We start from the raw sequence: 16,815 nt of genomic DNA, 5'->3' as shown, positions 1-16,815 counted from the left end.
TCAAAAACAACTACAAAAATGACCACGTTTTGAAACGCAACTTTAAGGGGTCAGTTTAAATTGGCCGAAGGGGGTCACGTTCAATGGAATTTCCATTCCCAACCGAATAATATCTTTTCGTGATATTCTGGCTTTGTCAGTCATCTTTAATACTCCCCGTAATACTTGTTCTATCGCATTATTCGTAGGAGCAAGTATGGCAATCCTATCTCCATTCATAATATAATGGAGCACTATATAAGACAGTACGAACTGGGTCTTACCCGTACCGGGCGCACCCCATACGTATGAAAAGGGTGTGTTTAGAATATTTGCAATAGAGTCTTGTTGATTGGGTGTAGGCTGTAAATCAGGAAAGTATTTAATCTCTTTTATTTTTTGCGCATAAGATGAACTGATGGTAGGTATGGCAATAGTGGACCCGTTTTTCTCATACCATGTCCGTACTCTTTCCACCAAAAATTTCAGATCGGATATAACAATAAGTTCTTGTTCTCTAAGGTTTTTGAGCTCTTCTCTGATACTTTCTATAGGCTTTATGAGAAGCATATTTTTATCATAGTCGTACTCAATAATTTTTATCTCGGAGACTGTATACTTTTTATTGTTTTTCCGGTTTCTAAAAAAAACAGATTCTATATCGAATAATTTGGCTGAAAGCCGTAGCTTCATAAGCATATCTCCGCTCTCGGAATATGACAACTCGGTAACTTCAACTTCTTGAATACCTTTATCGTTCTCATCTAAATATTTATAATAGGCTTGGGCACTATCAATAGCTATTTCACGGATTTCATCGACTTTCATTTTGACTTTTATTGACTAAATTTCAATAATATTACTTCTACATAAACTAAAATAACTCTCTCGGATTAATCTTCAAAAACTCATCATAAGGAATACCGCCCGTTCCGACAAGCAACACTTTTTCAGGATGAAATCTCTCTGCAAAAATTCCCATCCCTGCATTTTCAGCTTTTATTCCGCTTTTCACTTCAAGCCCAATTATCTTATCGCCTTTTTCTAAGACAAAATCAACTTCGTAATTACCATCTCGCCAGTAGTAGAGATTATATCTTTCGGAAATAGCGTGATTAATCAAATGTGTACCAACAGAAGATTCTACAAGTCGTCCCCATAATTCGGGATTGATGATTGCTCTCTCGTAAGACTCATCACTTTGGGCTGTAATCAAAGCATTATTATATACCTGAAACTTTGGACTTGAACCACGTTTACGGATTATATCTCCGGCATACTTATCTAACCCGCCTAATAATCCACAATCGGATAATAGTTTCAGGTAATTGGCGAGAGTGGTTGTATTTCCGGCATCCTGAAGTTGGCCCAATATCTTCGTGTAAGAGAGTATCTGACCAGAATAAAGACAGCCTAACTCAAATAATCGTTTTAACAAAGCAGGCTTATCAACACGTGTCAGCATCAAAATATCTTTGGAAATACTCGTCTCTATAAGTGAATCTTTTATGTAGTTCTTCCAACGCCCTTCATCGTTAATCAGTGTTGCCGATCCCGGATATCCACCAAAGTAAACATACTGTTCGATGCTCCACCCAAATGCCTCTTGCATTTCAGGGTAAGACCAATGCCTGAGATAGAGTGTTTCAAACCGCCCAGCTAAGGATTCGGTTAATCCTTTCTGAATTAGCAAGCGAGAAGACCCAAGCAGAATCACTTTAATATTGACTTTCTCACGAGTATCCCTATCCCATTGTCGCTTCACAACTTCACTCCAATTGTCTATTTTCTGAACCTCATCAATTACAAGCAGAAATTCTGATGCGTTAGATGCTTTCATTCGCAACCGTGCTGATTCCCAAACTTGTGTGATCCAAGCAGAATTTGTAGCTGAAATGGCGTCTGCTGATTCAAATAGATTAGGAATTGATAACTGTTCAACAAGTTGGGTAACCATAGTGGTTTTACCCACTTGACGAGGTCCAAGAACAACTTGAATGAACTTTCTTGGTTCTTCAATTCTTGCTTTAACCGAGTTCAAATAAGGACGTTCAAACATATGTTTTTAATTTTACTCAATATGATTAGCAAAATTACTCAATACAACTGAGGTACGCAAGCGTTCGTCGAAAAATTATTAAAAAGTCACATCAGGTGGACTACAAGGCGGATAATTCTGTATCTTGTAGATATTCAGTTGATTATGCTTGTTTTTTAGCCGAAATAGTGACAAATAGGGAATTTGACCATAAATCATAAAAATCTGATGTAAATCATAGAAAAACATAGAAAAACAACCATAATTACACCTGTGTGTCACTATAGTACCGTGGGGAATTTGTCCCGTCCATACCGCCAAAAGCCTACGGCAAGAGGCGACAAAAATAGGTTAAACCCTACAATATCAATGTATTGTAAGGTTTTTCTTTTTGTGTACTAAGACAAGATAGGACACGATTTGGACACTAAAAGACAAAAGTAATCCCCCAAAGTGTTCACCCTACGAACAAAAGTGTTCACCCTCTATTTTTTTGCTAATAAGTTGTTATTCAATAGGCAGTGTTTGAGGTCGAGAAACTGAAATACATATCAGTTCACGGTGAACACAATTTGGCATCGTCCCGTCCTTTATAGGCATCGCATAATTTACTCACAAGCGGCAAGCTGTGGATAATTTTGTCCAATTTTAAAAATGAGTAATTATGAAGAGTACATTTAGTGTTATTTTTTATGTCCGTAGAGACAAAATGAAGAGTGATGGCACCCTCCCTATTTTTTGTGGATTAACGATTAATAAGAAAAGGGTAAGTTTCAACATTAAAACAAGTGTAACATCCAACATTTGGGATGCAAGCACGAGTAGAGCCTCCGGCAAATCAAAACAAGCCACTGATATTAATCGGATTATTGACAAGTATGTCATGCTGCTCCATGAAAAGCATGATGAAATTTTTGATCGAAACGGGATTGTAGATGCTGAAGAATTAAAGAATTCTATTTTAGGAAATTCAACTTCCACAAATGGTGTTCCTATTTATCTATTACAGGTTTATAAGCAACACAATGATGAAATGGAAAAATTGGTTGGGACAAAGTATTCCCCGGCCATCTTACAGAAATATAAATGTGTCTATAAAAAGATTCAGGATTTTCTTTCTTTGAAATATAACAAGTCTGATATTAAGTTGAAGGAAATTCGTCATAGCTTCTTAACCGATTTCGAAACATATCTAAGAGTTGAAGGTAAGTGTCAAACAAATACCGTTGGCCGCAATATGAGACTCTTGAAGAAGATAATCAATATAGCCAAAAACAATGGCTGGATATTAGTTGATCCTTATGCAAACTACAAAATTCACTTTGAGAAAACTGATAAGCCTTGCCGATTTTCGAGCCATTCAATACAGTGCGGTTCTCATGGTCAATGAACGTTGCGCCGTAAATCCGTCCATCCTCGTTCTCCCGAAAGACAACGCTTATGGAAATTATTGGTATGGACTCAGAGTTGTACAAAGAACTGGCAAAGAAAATCGACTTTATTACAGATTATATCGTTAATCAGAAGCAATCCGACTCCAAAGAAGATGTTGATGAAACATGGGTTGATGGTTATGAAGTTTGTACTTTCCTTAGAATAAGTGAACGCACACTCCAGCGGCTACGTTCCAACGGACAAGTATCCTATTCTATAATATCAGGGAAGAGTTACTATCAGATCAAAGAAATCAAGCGTCTGTTAGAAGACCGTTTGATTAAATCAGGAAATGATTGTCTTGATGATTTGATAAAGCAACACAAGCAGTATAACGAGGTTCGGCGGAAGAATAAACCTCAATAGATTATTCGGTGGAATAATATTTTCAGGAAATATCATCAGAAAATGCAAACAAATCCGTTTGCATTTCGTATCTTTGTGAAAAAGATAGGAGATGAAGCATAATCTAAATACATATAAGGGTATTCATCCGGGAAAAATTATTGATCGAAGGTTGAAGAAACTCAATCTTAGCCAACGTGCGTTTGCCCGAGATATAGGGGAGCATAGCCAATCTATAAATGCTGTTATTACTGGCCGCAGACCTCTCACTACAGAACTTTCCATAAAGGTTGAACGGGCATTGGATTTTGAAGAAGGATTTCTTCTTGTATTACAAGCCTATTATAATATTGCAGAATATAAACGTAAAGAGGCAAGTGCATCTGTAACGGGAGTTCCCAATATTCGTAAGATGTTATTCTGGGACACCGATTTTGAAAAGATAGATTGGGGGCATTACCGTAAAGCTGTTATTCAAAGAGTCTTTGAAAGGGGAAATGAGGCAGAAAAAGAAGAGATTATTCGTTTCTACGGAATTCAACCTTCGGAGATTGGCAATTATAAGCCAACAAATTCATACCGTATCCGGGCATATACCAAATGAATATGGAAGAAACAGGATTACAATACAAAACCGTTACTCCGCTTTTGAAAAAGGTTCTTCAACAGTTAATGAATGAACCTCTTTTTGCTCCGTTCCGACTTGTTGGAGGAACAAATCTAAGCCTTCGGTATGGGCACCGTCTTTCTGTTGACATTGATCTTTTTACTGATTCAGAATATAGAAGTCTCGATTTTGCTTCTTTTGAGAATTATCTACGCTCTCAATTTCCCTATTATGATTGCAATGATAAAGGGTCTATTGTGGGTATGGGACGCAGTTATTACATTGGAAACTCCAAAGATGATTATGTCAAAGTTGATTTGATGTACACTGATCCCTTTATAGGAGAAGTAGAGATACTTGATGGGATACGGATGGCATCTGTTGATGATATTGTAGCAATGAAAATGAATGTCGTTTCTCGTGGAGGACGAAAAAAAGACTTTTGGGATTTGCATTACCTTCTCGGGATTTATTCGCTCTCCGAAATGTTTAATTTGCATGAAAAGAGACATGAATGGGAGCACAATGCTGATGAACTTCTCCGTAATTTCATAGATTTTTCTGTTGCGGATGAGATGCCTGACCCTATATGTCTTTTAGAAAAGGATTGGGATGATATAAAACTTGATTTAATAGAGATAGTTGAAAATATGAAATAAAATTCACATCTTTGCAGTGTAAATTATGTGCGGCCAAGAGAGGCCAAAACGGTGACAAACAGGACTATATTTGTACTCCTAAAATGTTCACCTTGCAGCAAAAATAAAGATAAAACGTTGATATTGAGGTATGGATTGCAGTACTTAATGAGTCCCGTCCGTTCCGCAAAATGTCGGTGTTATAGACGAAAATGTTATTTGGTGTTGATAATCAGCTAATTAGGAATTAATATCCTAAAGTGTTCACCTTAAGAGAAATCAGAGAGGTAACAGGTTGAAACACAGAGGACTAATTCTCAAAATAACGGCTTCTGTCTATACTGTTTAAAAGACTGGTAATCAGTAGATTGCGAAAACAAAAAGCCTGTAAAATAGCATTTTATAGGCTTTTTTTATATCCCTTTAGGACACACTAAAGTCATTAAAAAGCCAAAGTCGGACAGAGTTCCGTTACCAAATCATTACCCATTTTCTAAAAACCCAAAAAGGTAACGAATGTCGCGATAAGGCGTTGAATTGTCGCAATTTGGCGTAGCAGAAATTCCTCATATGAGATCACAAGAAAGTAATTTTGTAATCTTAATAATTGACCCGTTGTCTTTTCTATCTACTGTTTTCGACATATAAATCTTGTCTATATTTCATACAATACTATCTATGGGAAAAAGGGTGCCGGCCGTTTCAGACCCTCTATCTTTGCAGAAACAAATCATGTAAAATTTAAAATAAAGGAGAAAAAAAGTATGGAACCAATTATCAATTCTAAATTGCCAGAATTTAAAGTACAAGCCTATCAGAATGGTGCTTTCAAAACCGTAACGAGTGAAGACGTAAAAGGAAAATGGGCGATCTTTTTCTTTTATCCGGCAGACTTTACATTTGTTTGCCCCACCGAGCTGGTAGACGTAGCCGATAAATATGAACAATTCCAGGCCATGGGTGTTGAAGTATATTCCGTAAGCACCGACTCTCATTTCGTGCATAAGGCATGGCATGATGCTTCGGAAAGCATCCGTAAGATCAAATACCCGATGTTGGCTGACCCTACAGGTGCATTGAGCCGTGCTTTCGGTGTGATGATCGAAGAAGATGGTATGGCTTACCGCGGAACATTCTTAGTCAATCCGGAAGGACAGATCAAACTGGCGGAAATCAACGACAACAATATCGGTCGTAATGCCGACGAACTGTTGCGCAAAGTGGAAGCGGCTCAGTTTGTGGCGACTCATGATGGCGAGGTTTGCCCTGCTAAATGGCAGAAAGGCGAAGATACATTGAAACCAAGTATCGACCTGGTAGGTAAGATTTAATTTTTATATATAAAGAGTCTTAAAAGCTGGGGCTGACATAAAAGTCATTCGCTTTATACGATTAAACACGAAGGCACGAGAGCTATTTGAAAGACTGAGTTCACAGAGGAGAAAGCGCCAATAGCGTTTCTCTGTGTCCTCTATTTTCAACCTCTTCCGTGCCTTTGTGTTTCGTATTCATTATAGGTTACTTTTGAGTCAGCCCGACTGAAGAAAAAACGAAAGGAGGATGTATGTTAGATACTTCATTAAAACAACAGGTAACAGATATTTTTGCCGGCTTAGAGGCTGATTATTGCTTCGATGTTCATCTTTCCGGAAAACATGAAAGCGGTCAAGAACTGGTCGAATTTCTGACGGAGGTGGCTTCTTGTTCCGATAAAATCTCCGTCCAGACAACGGAAGGCGATCGTTTGGCTTTTCATCTGTTGAAACAGGGTGAAAAGACCGGCATCTCATTCCGGGGAATACCTACGGGGCATGAGTTTACCTCGTTGCTTCTGGCCATACTCAACAGCGATGGGAAAGGGAAGAACTTCCCGGACGAGCAGATCCTTTCCCGCATCAGAGCCTTGAAAGGGGCGATTCATCTGACCACCTATGTGTCGTTGACCTGTACGAACTGTCCGGATATTGTACAGGCATTGAATATGATGGCTATACTTAATCCGCAGATCACGCATGAAATGGTCGACGGAGGTATCAATCAGCAGGAGGTGGAGGCTCTGAAGTTGCAGGGCGTGCCGGCTGTTATGGCCGATGGGGAATTGCTTCACATGGGTAGAGGCGATTTGGGCGAACTGTTATTGAAATTGGAAAATCGTTATGGGACGGAGCGTTCGGCTGTTGAAACCGAAGCGAAAGAATATGATGTTGTCGTGGTCGGGGGAGGACCGGCAGGCGCTTCGGCGGCGATCTATTCCGCGCGTAAAGGCCTACGGGTGGCTGTGCTTGCAGAGCGCGTTGGTGGGCAGGTAAAGGAGACGGTCGGAATCGAGAACCTGATCTCTACACCGAAAACAACGGGTGAAGAATTGGCACATAACCTGCATTTGCATATGCAGGCGTATCCGATCGATGTCATGGAACACCGTCTGGTGGAAAAGGTCGAACTGGCGGATGGCCGGAAGGAGATCTATGTGACCGGTGGTGAGAAATTGATCACCTCTGCGTTGATTATTGCTACCGGAGCCAGCTGGCGTAAATTGAATGTGCCCGGCGAAACGGAATATATCGGGCGTGGCGTGGCCTTTTGTCCCCATTGCGACGGACCGTTTTACCAGGGGAAGCATGTCGCCGTTGTGGGCGGAGGCAACTCAGGCATCGAGGCGGCTATCGACCTGGCGGGAATCTGTTCGAAGGTGACCGTTCTTGAATTCTTGGATGAATTGAAAGCCGATCAGGTGCTTCAGGAGAAAGCACGCAGCCTGCCGAACGTCGAGATCATATTGAGTTCGCAAACGATGGAGGTAGTCGGCAATAGTGATAAGGTAACAGGCATCCGTGTAAAAGACCGGAACACCGAAGAGCTGCGCACGATTGCTCTCGATGGTATCTTTGTTCAAATAGGCCTGTCTCCCAATAGCACGGTGTTTAAAGAGTTGGTTCAGGTGAACCGAATCGGAGAGATAGAGGTGGATAAACAGGGCCGGACAAACGTTCCCGGTGTGTATGCTGCCGGCGACGTGGCAACGACTCCTTATAAACAGATTATTATTGCGATGGGCGACGGAGCGAAGGCCGCACTTACGGCATTCGACGATCGCATTCGCGGATTACTATAAAAAAAGCCCGGGGGTAACCCGGGCTTTCTTTTTTTATCTTACAACTGACAAGCGCAGATGGTTGGTACCAGGTTGCGGTCGCCGTATGCATTGTCGACACGGGCTACATTGACCCAGAACTTACCTTCATGCAACCATGCCAGCGGGAAAGCCGCTTTGCTGCGCGGATACGGATGGTTCCATTCGTCGGCTGTTACCTCGTATTCCGGATGCGGGGCATTTTTCAATACATTATCTTCTTTGTCGGCTTCGCCTTTCTCTACCTCTTCAATCTCTTTCCAGATGCAATCGAGCACCTCTACAAAACGATCCAGTTCGGCTTTGCTTTCGCTTTCGGTCGGTTCGATCATCAGTGTGCCATGAACTGGGAAGGAGAGGGTAGGAGCGTGATAACCGAAGTCGATCAAGCGCTTGGCAATATCTGTTTCGTCGATGCCTGAGCGTTCTTTCACATTCCGGCATTCGAGAATCAACTCATGCCCTACGCGTCCGGTAGCGCCGGTATAGACAATGCCGTAGGTGTCTTTGAACTTCGCCGCCAGGTAGTTGGCATTGAGGATCGCTATTTGGGTTGAGATCGTCAATCCTTCGTTACCCAACAAACGGATATAGGCATAGGTGATAGCTGCGATGCCTGCACTGCCGTAAGGAGCTGCGGAAACGGTATTCAGCTCACTGCCCCAAACCACCGGGTGGGAGGGAAGGAAGGGCACCAGATGCTCGGCTACACAGATCGGACCAACGCCTGGACCTCCACCGCCATGAGGCGAAGCAAATGTCTTATGCAGGTTCAAATGGCATACGTCCGCACCGATGGTTCCCGGATTGGTCAGACCAACCTGAGCGTTCATATTGGCACCATCCATATACACCTGTCCACCACAGCCGTGAACGATCTCGCACATCTCTTTGATACATACTTCGAATATCCCGTGCGTAGAAGGATAGGTAATCATGGTCGCCGCCAGGTTGTCTTTGTTCGCTTCCGCTTTTTCGCGGAAATCATCCAGGTCGACATTGCCGTTTTCGTCGGTTTTCACCGTCACGGTACTATATCCTGCCTGAATAGCGCTGGCGGGGTTGGTGCCGTGGGCGGAAGCCGGCAACAGAACAATGTTGCGGTGTCCCTGTCCGATGCTTTCCAGGTAAGCGCGAATCACGCGCAATCCGGCATATTCGCCCGCTGCTCCTGAGTTGGGCTGCAGGCTGACACCCTTGAATCCGGTAATCTCTGCCAGATAGGCACAAAGATTTTCGATCATCTCTTTATAACCTTCCGTTTGTTCTTCCGGCGCGTACGGGTGGATATTCTGGAACTCGGGACGGCTCAATGCCAGCATTTCCGAGGCGGCATTCAGTTTCATGGTACATGATCCCAAAGAGATCATCGATTGAGCCAATGAAATATCTTTACGTCCCAGGCGGGTGATGTAGCGCATCAGTTCGGTTTCTGTCCGGTATTTCTTGAAAACATCCTGTTCCATGAAGGAAGAGGAGCGTGCCAGTGTCTCGTCGAAATAGCGTTTCGTCGGGATAGCCTCTTCGAGCATATAGTCTTTTCCGGCGGCTCCGGCAAAAATGTAAAGCAATACGCCGATATCGGTCGTCATAGTGGTCTCGTCTAAGCTGATACCCACCACGCTTCCTTCGAAATAGCGGAGGTTTACTTTACACTCTAAGGCGATTTCACGCAATACATTCACGGATACATGAGGCGGTAGTTCGATCTTCAGTGTGTCGAAATAGTTTTTATTCAACTGTTTGTAGCCCAGCTTTTCCAATTCGCCCGCGAGGAATCCGGCAGCAGAGTGGATGCGTTCGGCAATGTTGCGCAAGCCTTCGGCGCCGTGATATACGGCATAAAAGCCCGACATCGTTGCCAATAAAGCCTGAGCCGTACAGATGTTCGACGTCGCTTTCTCGCGTTTGATGTGCTGTTCACGCGTTTGAAGCGCCAGGCGGTAAGCCTCATGGTCGTAAGCATCTTTGGAAATACCGATGATACGTCCCGGCATAGCGCGCTTATACTCCTCTTTGCAGGCGAAATAAGCGGCAGACGGTCCGCCGTAGAACATCGGAATGCCGAAGCGCTGGCTTGAACCGAACACCACATCGGCACCCCATTCTCCCGGAGGAGTGAGCAATACCAGACTCATCAGGTCGGCGGCTACGGCTACTTTCGTGCCGTTTTCGTTCGCCTTCGCGATGAAATCTTTGTAGTCTTCGATGGATCCGTCGGCATTGGGGAATTGTACGATCGCGGCAAAAACATCCGGTGTCAGTTCGAATTGTTGATAATTACCGGTCACTACCTTGATTCCCTGCGGTAGCATACGTGTATGAATTACGGCTAATGTGGAAACATATACTTTTTCATCGACAAATACGGTGTTGGCTTCTGCCTTTACCTGCGCTCTCGAGCGCGCCCCATACAACATGGTGATGGCTTCGGCAGCGGCAGTCGCTTCGTCTAAAAGCGAGCTGTTGGTCAGCGGCAACGCGGTCAGTTCGCTAACCATAGTCTGGAAATTAAGCAAAGCTTCCAGACGTCCCTGGGAAATCTCTGCCTGATACGGCGTGTAAGAGGTATACCAAACCGGGTTTTCAAATACATTGCGCAGGATAGGCGCCGGGCAAACGGTGTCGTACCAGCCCATGCCTATGTACGAAGTAAAGATCTCATTTTTGGAAGCCAGTTCACCTAAGTGTTCGGCCAGTTCACGTTCCGTCATAGGCTCCGGCAGATTCATCGGTTCGGTCAGACGAATATTCGACGGGATGGTCTGATCCATCAACTGATCTAATGATTCCGCACCTACTGTTTTTAACATGGAAGGAATATCTTCCTCCGTAATGCCAATGTGGCGATTCGCAAATTTATTTGTGTCCATAAACTAAATAAGTTTTTTATAGTTGTTATGCGTTTATAGAAATGGATTATTCATTTTCTCGTTGTAAATGGTTGTCTCAGGTCCATGCCCCGGATACACAACGGTTTCATCCGGCAAGGTGAGCAGTTTATTTTTGATGGCAGTCACCAATACCTCCATATCTCCTCCCCAGAGGTCGGTCCGGCCGATACTTCCGTTGAACAGGGCATCGCCCGAAAACAGGTATCCGTTCTTTTTATTGTAGAAAGCCAGGCTGCCGGGCGAATGTCCCGGTACCAATAGGGCAGTCAGTTCCGAATGTCCGAAAGGGATACTCTCACCGCCATGGATATATTGTTCTATCTGTATATTATCTAACTGAACCGGCAAGCCGAGCATACGTGCCTGGTCGGCCGTCGATGGTAGTTCCGCCTCCGCTTTGTGTGCCCTTGGTTTTAATCCGTAAGTCTGCTCGATAAACGAGCTGCCCAACACATGATCCAGATGCAGATGGGTGCATAGATGGTGTTTGAGCGTCAGGTTGTTCGTCGTCAGGTAGTGTATGACCTCCTGCTTTTCGTTCGGGAAATAACAACCACAGTCGATGATTACCGCCTCGCCCGTATCATCATGGAGGATATAGGTATTCTCGGAAAAATAATTAAACGCGAATGACTGAACAGTAATCATAGGGGTACGTACACTACTTTTTTGGTTTTAAAATAGGTTTCGCTAAAATAAGTATCCAGCGAAACGGTGTCTGCCTGTCGGCGGAAAGGCAATATCTCGTGTTGCAACTCGCCTCCTTTGAGGCATATCAATCCGTTCGCCAGCGCGTTCTGTTGCGTCCGGCTGATGTTTTTGCGAATGATCTTCACCAGGTCGGCCAAGGGCATCACCGCCCGGCTGACGACAAAATGAAACTCACCCTTCTCCTCTTCACCCCGGCAGTGGCGGAAACTGATATTCTTTAATCCGATCGCCTCGGCGACCGCCTGTCCCACTTTGATCTTTTTTCCGATACTATCGATCAGGTGGAAATGTACTTCGGGAAATAAGATAGCCAGCGGAATGCCGGGAAAGCCTCCACCGGTACCTAAGTCCATCACATTGGTGCCGGCCTTGAAGGAGATCATCTTAGCAATGCCCAATGAATGTAAGACATGATGTTCATACAGATATACGATGTCTTTCCGGGAGATCACGTTGATCTTGCTGTTCCAGTCGGCGTATAAAGGGTAGAGAGCCGCCAGCTGTTGCTTCTGCGTCTCATCCAATTCCGGGAAATAGCGATAGATCGCAGACAACTCTGCCTCTACGATCTCTTTTATCTCCTGGTCGGTATATTCTATAAGTTGTTTTTCCGTGTTCTCCATGATAAATAAATCTTCCCTTTAAGGGGCGATAATTGATAAGAGCGGACTCTCTTTTTGCAATAGGTGTTTGATCTTTGCATAGGGCAACTTCACCTGGGTAACGCCCACCGCGTAAGCCGCTATCTCATATTCATTGAACGTATAGGTGATACCCTCTTCATCCGCATAGAAATTATCATTTGGATAGATCTCCTCTACACTGAAAAAACCGATCTCTTCCAATTCTTTCGAATCAGTCAGGTTGTTGTTGGCCGTGATCTCTTCGACCAAGAGCTGTGCCAACGGATTTTCAAAATTTTCCACGAATACATCTTCCTCTTTCAGGAATGCCATACTCTCCAGATCAATGATGTGATTCGTCACCGTATGCGCCCCATGCGCTCCTCCGGTATAGTTTTCATAGCTGACGATGTAAGAAAGAATGCCTCCCTTATTATACACCACTTCATTGTTGGATGTCTCGAAATAGCCATACCAGGAACCAACCGCTTCTTCGTCGGCGCTCTTCAATTCCTCTTCGAAATATTCTTCCAACTCTTTATACATCTCCAGGTAGTCATTGGTATACTTCTCCGCAGCAGCCTCCGGCGAAAGCATTTCATACGCTTCCCCGAAATAGGAGTAAACAAACAGTGACTGGAGCTTTTCCAGAGAGCCTTTATCGCTATATTCCGTCGGATAGGTGAAGTTCAACTGAAAGTCGCAATTCGGATTGTCCGGATTATTTAAAAGATGATAGGTCTTTTCTGTATCAATCGTTGTGAACTTGATATCATTTTCTGCTTTTTTCCTGGTTCCGGTTTGGCAGCCGGTTGTTAGCATCCCGAGTATACAAAGAATCCCAACAAAGCCTTTACATAATTGTGTCCTCATTTAAAACCTGCATTACGTTTTCTTGATGCAAATGTAAGTCATAAAATGATATAAACAAACCTGCTTGCCATTAAATCTATCGCTTGTTTTTCTCGTCTCAAATGCAGCCCGATCAACAAAAGCCAAATAGCAAAATAATATTTCGTCTGACCAATCTTCACATTTTATCATACCTGAACTTCCAAAGACTCATCCTCCAGATGAAGCACGAATAGCTGTTTGGTCGAGGGGGACGACCAAACAGCTGACTGTTGAGAGTATATATATAAGGAAGGTTAGTTGTCCTATTCTAATATTCATTGTCCAGAACCGTTTTCATCGGGCAAGCGAAATTCCTGAAGCAGGTTTTTCAGTTGCGCATTCGTGCGTAGGATTCGTTGTAGCAGGGAATCACCTGATAGGTTTTTGAGCAGCAGTTTATGTGCCAGTCCGTCATCCAGCGAGGGAAACTGGCGATAATACAATAGGCTTTTGCCTATGCTTTGCGCCAGCATCTGCGGTAGTGTGCGGCTGAAACCGATTTGTAACCGGTGTTCCTCTTCGTTTCCTCTGCAAATAAAAACCCAGCAAGGAGAATCATCTGTGTGATAGCTATAATTCGGTTCCATGCTGATAACTACATTTGTCCTTTGACATGGGCAAAACTACTACAGAAAGCGATAGAGGAACTTGCAAATCAAGAAAAGGAACTTGCAAAACAGGAAAAAATGACCGCTATTTTGCCATTTGTCGATATTCTGACGGTTTCATGCCATACGTTTTGGTGAATAGACGCAGGTAGGTATGGTAGGAGGCAAAGCCGGCCTCGATGGCGATATCCTGGATGGAACTATATTGCGGGTCGGCAAGCAGATCGAGTGAAAAGGTCAGGCGCAGCTGGTTGATGTATTGGGTGAAGGTGTCACCAGTGGCCTGGCGGATGGCATCGGCAAGGTAGCGCTCGTTGGTTGCCAGATATTCGGCGAGTATACGGCGGTCGAGATCCGACTCTTTAAAATACATTTTTTCTTTCATCGCATGGCTCAACTTGTGGAATAGTTGCTGTTCGCGTGAGAGCATTTCAACAGGGCGGCTGAGTGTCTGTTGTTCGAGTTGCCGGTCGTTGTGTTTACGCGTTTGTATCTGTTCGTATAACGCGCGGTTTTTGGCTTTCAACCGGCGAGAGTAGATAATCCATATAATTAGGGCGATCGCCAGCAGTACGCAACCTATCAGCGCGAACAGGAAGTAGTTTCGGTTGCGCTGTGTTTCAAGCGTAAGGCGTTCTACCTCGTATTGGGTGCGTACCTCGTCGAGCTGTTTGTTCAGATCCAGGCTGCGGAGCGAGTCTCGCAACAAAAAGGATTCTTCTGCCAGACGGAAAGACTCTTCTGCCTCGCCCAGATGCGATAAGATGCGGGCTTTACGTATCAATAAAGCGCTAAAGTTTATGTTTCGTTCTTGGCTGGATAGCTCCAGCTCCTTGTCGAGCAGTAAAAGGGCTTTGTCATACTCTTTGCGCGCCTCATAAATCTGCATGCGATAAGAGGCGATTGTCATTTGGCTAACCTTTACGCTCCCTATGCTGTCTATGGTGTTACAGTAGGTTTCTGCTTTATCATACTGTCCGGTGGCAAGGTAGAATCGTGTATAGATTTGTAGGAGATTTATTTTGCTGGGGTATTCTTTCATGCCGGTGCGTTCTTCCCAACGCTGATTGGCCTTTTCAAATCCTTTTATGGCCTCTTCCAGCTCTTCATATCGATGCAATGTCAACAGGCATTTACAGAAATCGAAGTGTAGTAATGGTAGATTGGAAGAGACCGGTTCTATCTTATCGACGATCTCTACCGCTTGTTGATAATAATCAAGAGCTTCCTCATTTCGCCTCATCGTTGTGTAAATATTCGCCATGGCCTGTAGGGCTGTTCCCAATCCTTCTTGTTGGTCTGTCTCTTCTGCCTGCTTTTTTAAGCTGCCGGCTATCTCAAGCGCTTCATCAAACTGTTTGGTGGCTATTTTAGCTTTGATATAGATTTGGCATACCGGAAAATAGTATTTCCAGAGTTGATGTGCTTGGAGGAATTCAAGACAGGCAGGGGCTCTTTTGATTACCTCATCATACATGCGCATATTGCTAAACGCCATGACGCGGTTTCCTTTTACTAATGCCTGTTGGTCAATGTTTTTTTGTTGTATGGTTTCGGCCTCGAATTCATCATAGATAGCCAGCAGGGTGTCTAATTGTGCGGGGGTCGATGTGCCCGCGAAATATATATTACTCATATCATGCCAGGCATTCAGCTTCTCATCTCCCTCTAACGAAGGAATCAGCCGCCGCAGGGAATCCCTCTTCTCTATCGGTGTTTGTGCTGCGAATAGATGGAGTGAAAATAGAAACGGAATTATAATAAGCGCTGTCTTACAGCTTTTTGATATGCGTACACCTTGTCTTTTCATGAACTATACAGTTTGCTGCAACAAAACTACGCAAATTATACTATGTAGAAAGGGCTGGAGTCGAAAATTTCCGCCAAATTTCAAAACGTTTGACAATTGTCAACGCATTAATTGACAATTGTCAATCAATTAAACGATAATTATCAACGAATTGATTGATAATTATCAAACAATGCAAAACGCGGCGATTTTATCACGGTTGCCTTCTCACCCCCTCTTTATATATTAATGTATATGTTTCCAATGGCTTTTTGATAGCTTTTGGTGTTGTCAAAAAAACTCAAAAAAAAGATTTGTTTGGATGGTGTTGTTACTTAGGGTGATACCTGCTTTTTTGTTTGGGTTGTCAGAAATCTTTCAAAAAAAACTCCTTGTTTGGTTTGGAGTTTACGAAAAGAAGCTTACCTTTGCACCCGCATTGGAGATAAGCAGCGTGCTTACCGAAGATGCAAAGAGAGTTCTTTGAAACAATTACATAATCAACAAAGTAGTACAAGAAACGCGTGTACTATGCTTATATATAATGTAGGTATAGTATACAAAGAAAGAATTAGCTACCGTCAATAATCATTTATATAATGAGCTGAGGAAAAAATAAAACAAACAATTTTGACAACGAAGAGTTTGATCCTGGCTCAGGATGAACGCTAGCGACAGGCTTAACACATGCAAGTCGAGGGGCAGCGGGGATATAGCTTGCTAAATCTGCCGGCGACCGGCGCACGGGTGCGTAACGCGTATGCAACCTACCTACAAGAGGGGGATAACCCGGCGAAAGTCGGACTAATACCGCATAAAACAGGGGCTCCGCATGGAGATATTTGTTAAAGGAGTGATCCGCTTGTAGATGGGCATGCGTTCCATTAGGTAGTTGGTTGGGGTAACGGCCCACCAAGCCTACGATGGATAGGGGTTCTGAGAGGAAGGTCCCCCACACTGGAACTGAGACACGGTCCAGACTCCTACGGGAGGCAGCAGTGAGGAATATTGGTCAATGGGCGAGAGCCTGAACCAGCCAAGTCGCGTGAAGGAAGACTGCCCTATGGGTTGTAAACTTCTTTTATACAGGAATAAAAGACATTACGTGTAATGTATTGCATG

14 protein-coding genes and 1 rRNA gene are annotated in these 16,815 nt (G+C 43.7%); 7 read left to right on the top strand and 8 right to left on the bottom strand.

Going from position 1 to position 16,815, the window contains the following annotated elements:
• Nucleotides 1-42 precede the first annotated feature (42 nt).
• Together M2137_RS14655 and M2137_RS14650 are read right to left on the bottom strand one after the other, a co-directional pair.
• The gene (locus tag M2137_RS14655) at nt 43-807 is read right to left on the bottom strand and encodes an AAA domain-containing protein (RefSeq protein WP_280767174.1); all 765 of its coding nucleotides are present in this window, start codon (nt 805-807) and stop codon (nt 43-45) included.
• Between the two features lie 46 nt (nt 808-853).
• Entirely contained in the window at nt 854-2,038 is a 1,185-nt protein-coding gene (locus M2137_RS14650) for an ATP-binding protein (RefSeq protein WP_280767173.1), read from the bottom strand.
• Between the two features lie 643 nt (nt 2,039-2,681).
• Between M2137_RS14650 and M2137_RS14645 the strand changes: the two genes are divergently transcribed.
• The 6 genes from M2137_RS14645 (at nt 2,682) to ahpF (ending at nt 8,156) form a co-directional block, all read left to right on the top strand.
• Nucleotides 2,682-3,407, top strand: a complete 726-nt coding sequence (locus tag M2137_RS14645) for a phage integrase SAM-like domain and Arm DNA-binding domain-containing protein (RefSeq protein ID WP_280767172.1) — start codon at nt 2,682-2,684, stop codon at nt 3,405-3,407.
• A gap of 50 nt (nt 3,408-3,457) precedes the next feature.
• Nucleotides 3,458-3,817, top strand: a complete 360-nt coding sequence (locus M2137_RS14640; RefSeq protein ID WP_280767171.1) for a helix-turn-helix domain-containing protein — start codon at nt 3,458-3,460, stop codon at nt 3,815-3,817.
• A gap of 91 nt (nt 3,818-3,908) precedes the next feature.
• Nucleotides 3,909-4,400, top strand: a complete 492-nt coding sequence (locus tag M2137_RS14635; RefSeq protein WP_280767170.1) for a HigA family addiction module antitoxin — start codon at nt 3,909-3,911, stop codon at nt 4,398-4,400.
• A 2-nt stretch (nt 4,401-4,402) separates the two neighbouring features.
• Nucleotides 4,403-5,062 carry a nucleotidyl transferase AbiEii/AbiGii toxin family protein gene (locus M2137_RS14630; protein WP_280767169.1) on the top strand — a complete coding sequence of 220 codons (660 nt, stop codon included), beginning with the start codon at nt 4,403-4,405 and terminating at the stop codon, nt 5,060-5,062.
• Between the two features lie 743 nt (nt 5,063-5,805).
• On the top strand, nt 5,806-6,372 hold the full coding sequence (gene ahpC / locus M2137_RS14625; RefSeq protein WP_280767168.1) for an alkyl hydroperoxide reductase subunit C: 567 nt from the start codon (nt 5,806-5,808) through the stop codon (nt 6,370-6,372).
• 233 nt (nt 6,373-6,605) lie between these two features.
• Complete coding sequence (gene ahpF / locus M2137_RS14620) at nt 6,606-8,156, top strand: alkyl hydroperoxide reductase subunit F (RefSeq protein ID WP_280767167.1); 1,551 nt, start codon at nt 6,606-6,608, stop codon at nt 8,154-8,156.
• Between the two features lie 38 nt (nt 8,157-8,194).
• On the opposite strand, the gene gcvP is transcribed toward ahpF, so the two are convergent.
• From gcvP to M2137_RS14590, 6 genes are all read right to left on the bottom strand, one after another.
• Nucleotides 8,195-11,047 carry an aminomethyl-transferring glycine dehydrogenase gene (gcvP, locus tag M2137_RS14615; RefSeq protein ID WP_280767166.1) on the bottom strand — a complete coding sequence of 951 codons (2,853 nt, stop codon included), beginning with the start codon at nt 11,045-11,047 and terminating at the stop codon, nt 8,195-8,197.
• Between the two features lie 33 nt (nt 11,048-11,080).
• Nucleotides 11,081-11,716, bottom strand: coding sequence for an MBL fold metallo-hydrolase (locus tag M2137_RS14610; protein ID WP_280767165.1), 636 nt, complete (start codon nt 11,714-11,716; stop codon nt 11,081-11,083).
• Entirely contained in the window at nt 11,713-12,333 is a 621-nt protein-coding gene (gene rsmG / locus M2137_RS14605) for a 16S rRNA (guanine(527)-N(7))-methyltransferase RsmG (RefSeq protein WP_348538037.1), read from the bottom strand. The genes M2137_RS14610 and rsmG overlap by 4 nt, the downstream gene beginning before the upstream one ends.
• Before the next feature lie 87 nt (nt 12,334-12,420).
• Nucleotides 12,421-13,275 carry a DUF3298 and DUF4163 domain-containing protein gene (locus M2137_RS14600; protein WP_280767163.1) on the bottom strand — a complete coding sequence of 285 codons (855 nt, stop codon included), beginning with the start codon at nt 13,273-13,275 and terminating at the stop codon, nt 12,421-12,423.
• Between the two features lie 296 nt (nt 13,276-13,571).
• Nucleotides 13,572-13,883 (bottom strand): hypothetical protein, encoded by a 312-nt coding sequence (locus M2137_RS14595; RefSeq protein ID WP_280767162.1) that lies wholly within the window; start codon nt 13,881-13,883, stop codon nt 13,572-13,574.
• Between the two features lie 106 nt (nt 13,884-13,989).
• Nucleotides 13,990-15,714 carry a helix-turn-helix domain-containing protein gene (locus M2137_RS14590; protein WP_280767161.1) on the bottom strand — a complete coding sequence of 575 codons (1,725 nt, stop codon included), beginning with the start codon at nt 15,712-15,714 and terminating at the stop codon, nt 13,990-13,992.
• A gap of 612 nt (nt 15,715-16,326) precedes the next feature.
• Here M2137_RS14590 and M2137_RS14585 point away from each other — a divergent pair.
• Nucleotides 16,327-16,815, top strand: a 16S ribosomal RNA gene (locus tag M2137_RS14585); the annotation flags it as partial.

It is taken from the genome of Parabacteroides sp. PFB2-10 (assembly GCF_029893085.1).
Classification (GTDB): Bacteria; Bacteroidota; Bacteroidia; order Bacteroidales; family Tannerellaceae; genus QVMG01.
Note: the sequence above shows the minus strand (reverse complement) of the source record. Positions and strands in the feature narration are given on the sequence as shown.

Excerpts from the sequence above, each read along its gene's own strand:
- M2137_RS14630 (WP_280767169.1), top strand. The coding sequence starts at position 4,403 with ATGGAAGAAACAGGATTACAATACAAAACCGTTACTCCGCTTTTGAAA.
- M2137_RS14600 (WP_280767163.1), bottom strand. The coding sequence starts at position 13,275 with ATGAGGACACAATTATGTAAAGGCTTTGTTGGGATTCTTTGTATACTC.
- M2137_RS14590 (WP_280767161.1), bottom strand. The coding sequence starts at position 15,714 with ATGAAAAGACAAGGTGTACGCATATCAAAAAGCTGTAAGACAGCGCTT.
- M2137_RS14610 (WP_280767165.1), bottom strand. The coding sequence starts at position 11,716 with ATGATTACTGTTCAGTCATTCGCGTTTAATTATTTTTCCGAGAATACC.
- M2137_RS14655 (WP_280767174.1), bottom strand. The coding sequence starts at position 807 with ATGAAAGTCGATGAAATCCGTGAAATAGCTATTGATAGTGCCCAAGCC.
- gcvP (WP_280767166.1), bottom strand. The coding sequence starts at position 11,047 with ATGGACACAAATAAATTTGCGAATCGCCACATTGGCATTACGGAGGAA.
- M2137_RS14645 (WP_280767172.1), top strand. The coding sequence starts at position 2,682 with ATGAAGAGTACATTTAGTGTTATTTTTTATGTCCGTAGAGACAAAATG.
- ahpC (WP_280767168.1), top strand. The coding sequence starts at position 5,806 with ATGGAACCAATTATCAATTCTAAATTGCCAGAATTTAAAGTACAAGCC.
- M2137_RS14640 (WP_280767171.1), top strand. The coding sequence starts at position 3,458 with ATGGAAATTATTGGTATGGACTCAGAGTTGTACAAAGAACTGGCAAAG.
- M2137_RS14595 (WP_280767162.1), bottom strand. The coding sequence starts at position 13,883 with ATGGAACCGAATTATAGCTATCACACAGATGATTCTCCTTGCTGGGTT.
- M2137_RS14635 (WP_280767170.1), top strand. The coding sequence starts at position 3,909 with ATGAAGCATAATCTAAATACATATAAGGGTATTCATCCGGGAAAAATT.
- M2137_RS14650 (WP_280767173.1), bottom strand. The coding sequence starts at position 2,038 with ATGTTTGAACGTCCTTATTTGAACTCGGTTAAAGCAAGAATTGAAGAA.
- ahpF (WP_280767167.1), top strand. The coding sequence starts at position 6,606 with ATGTTAGATACTTCATTAAAACAACAGGTAACAGATATTTTTGCCGGC.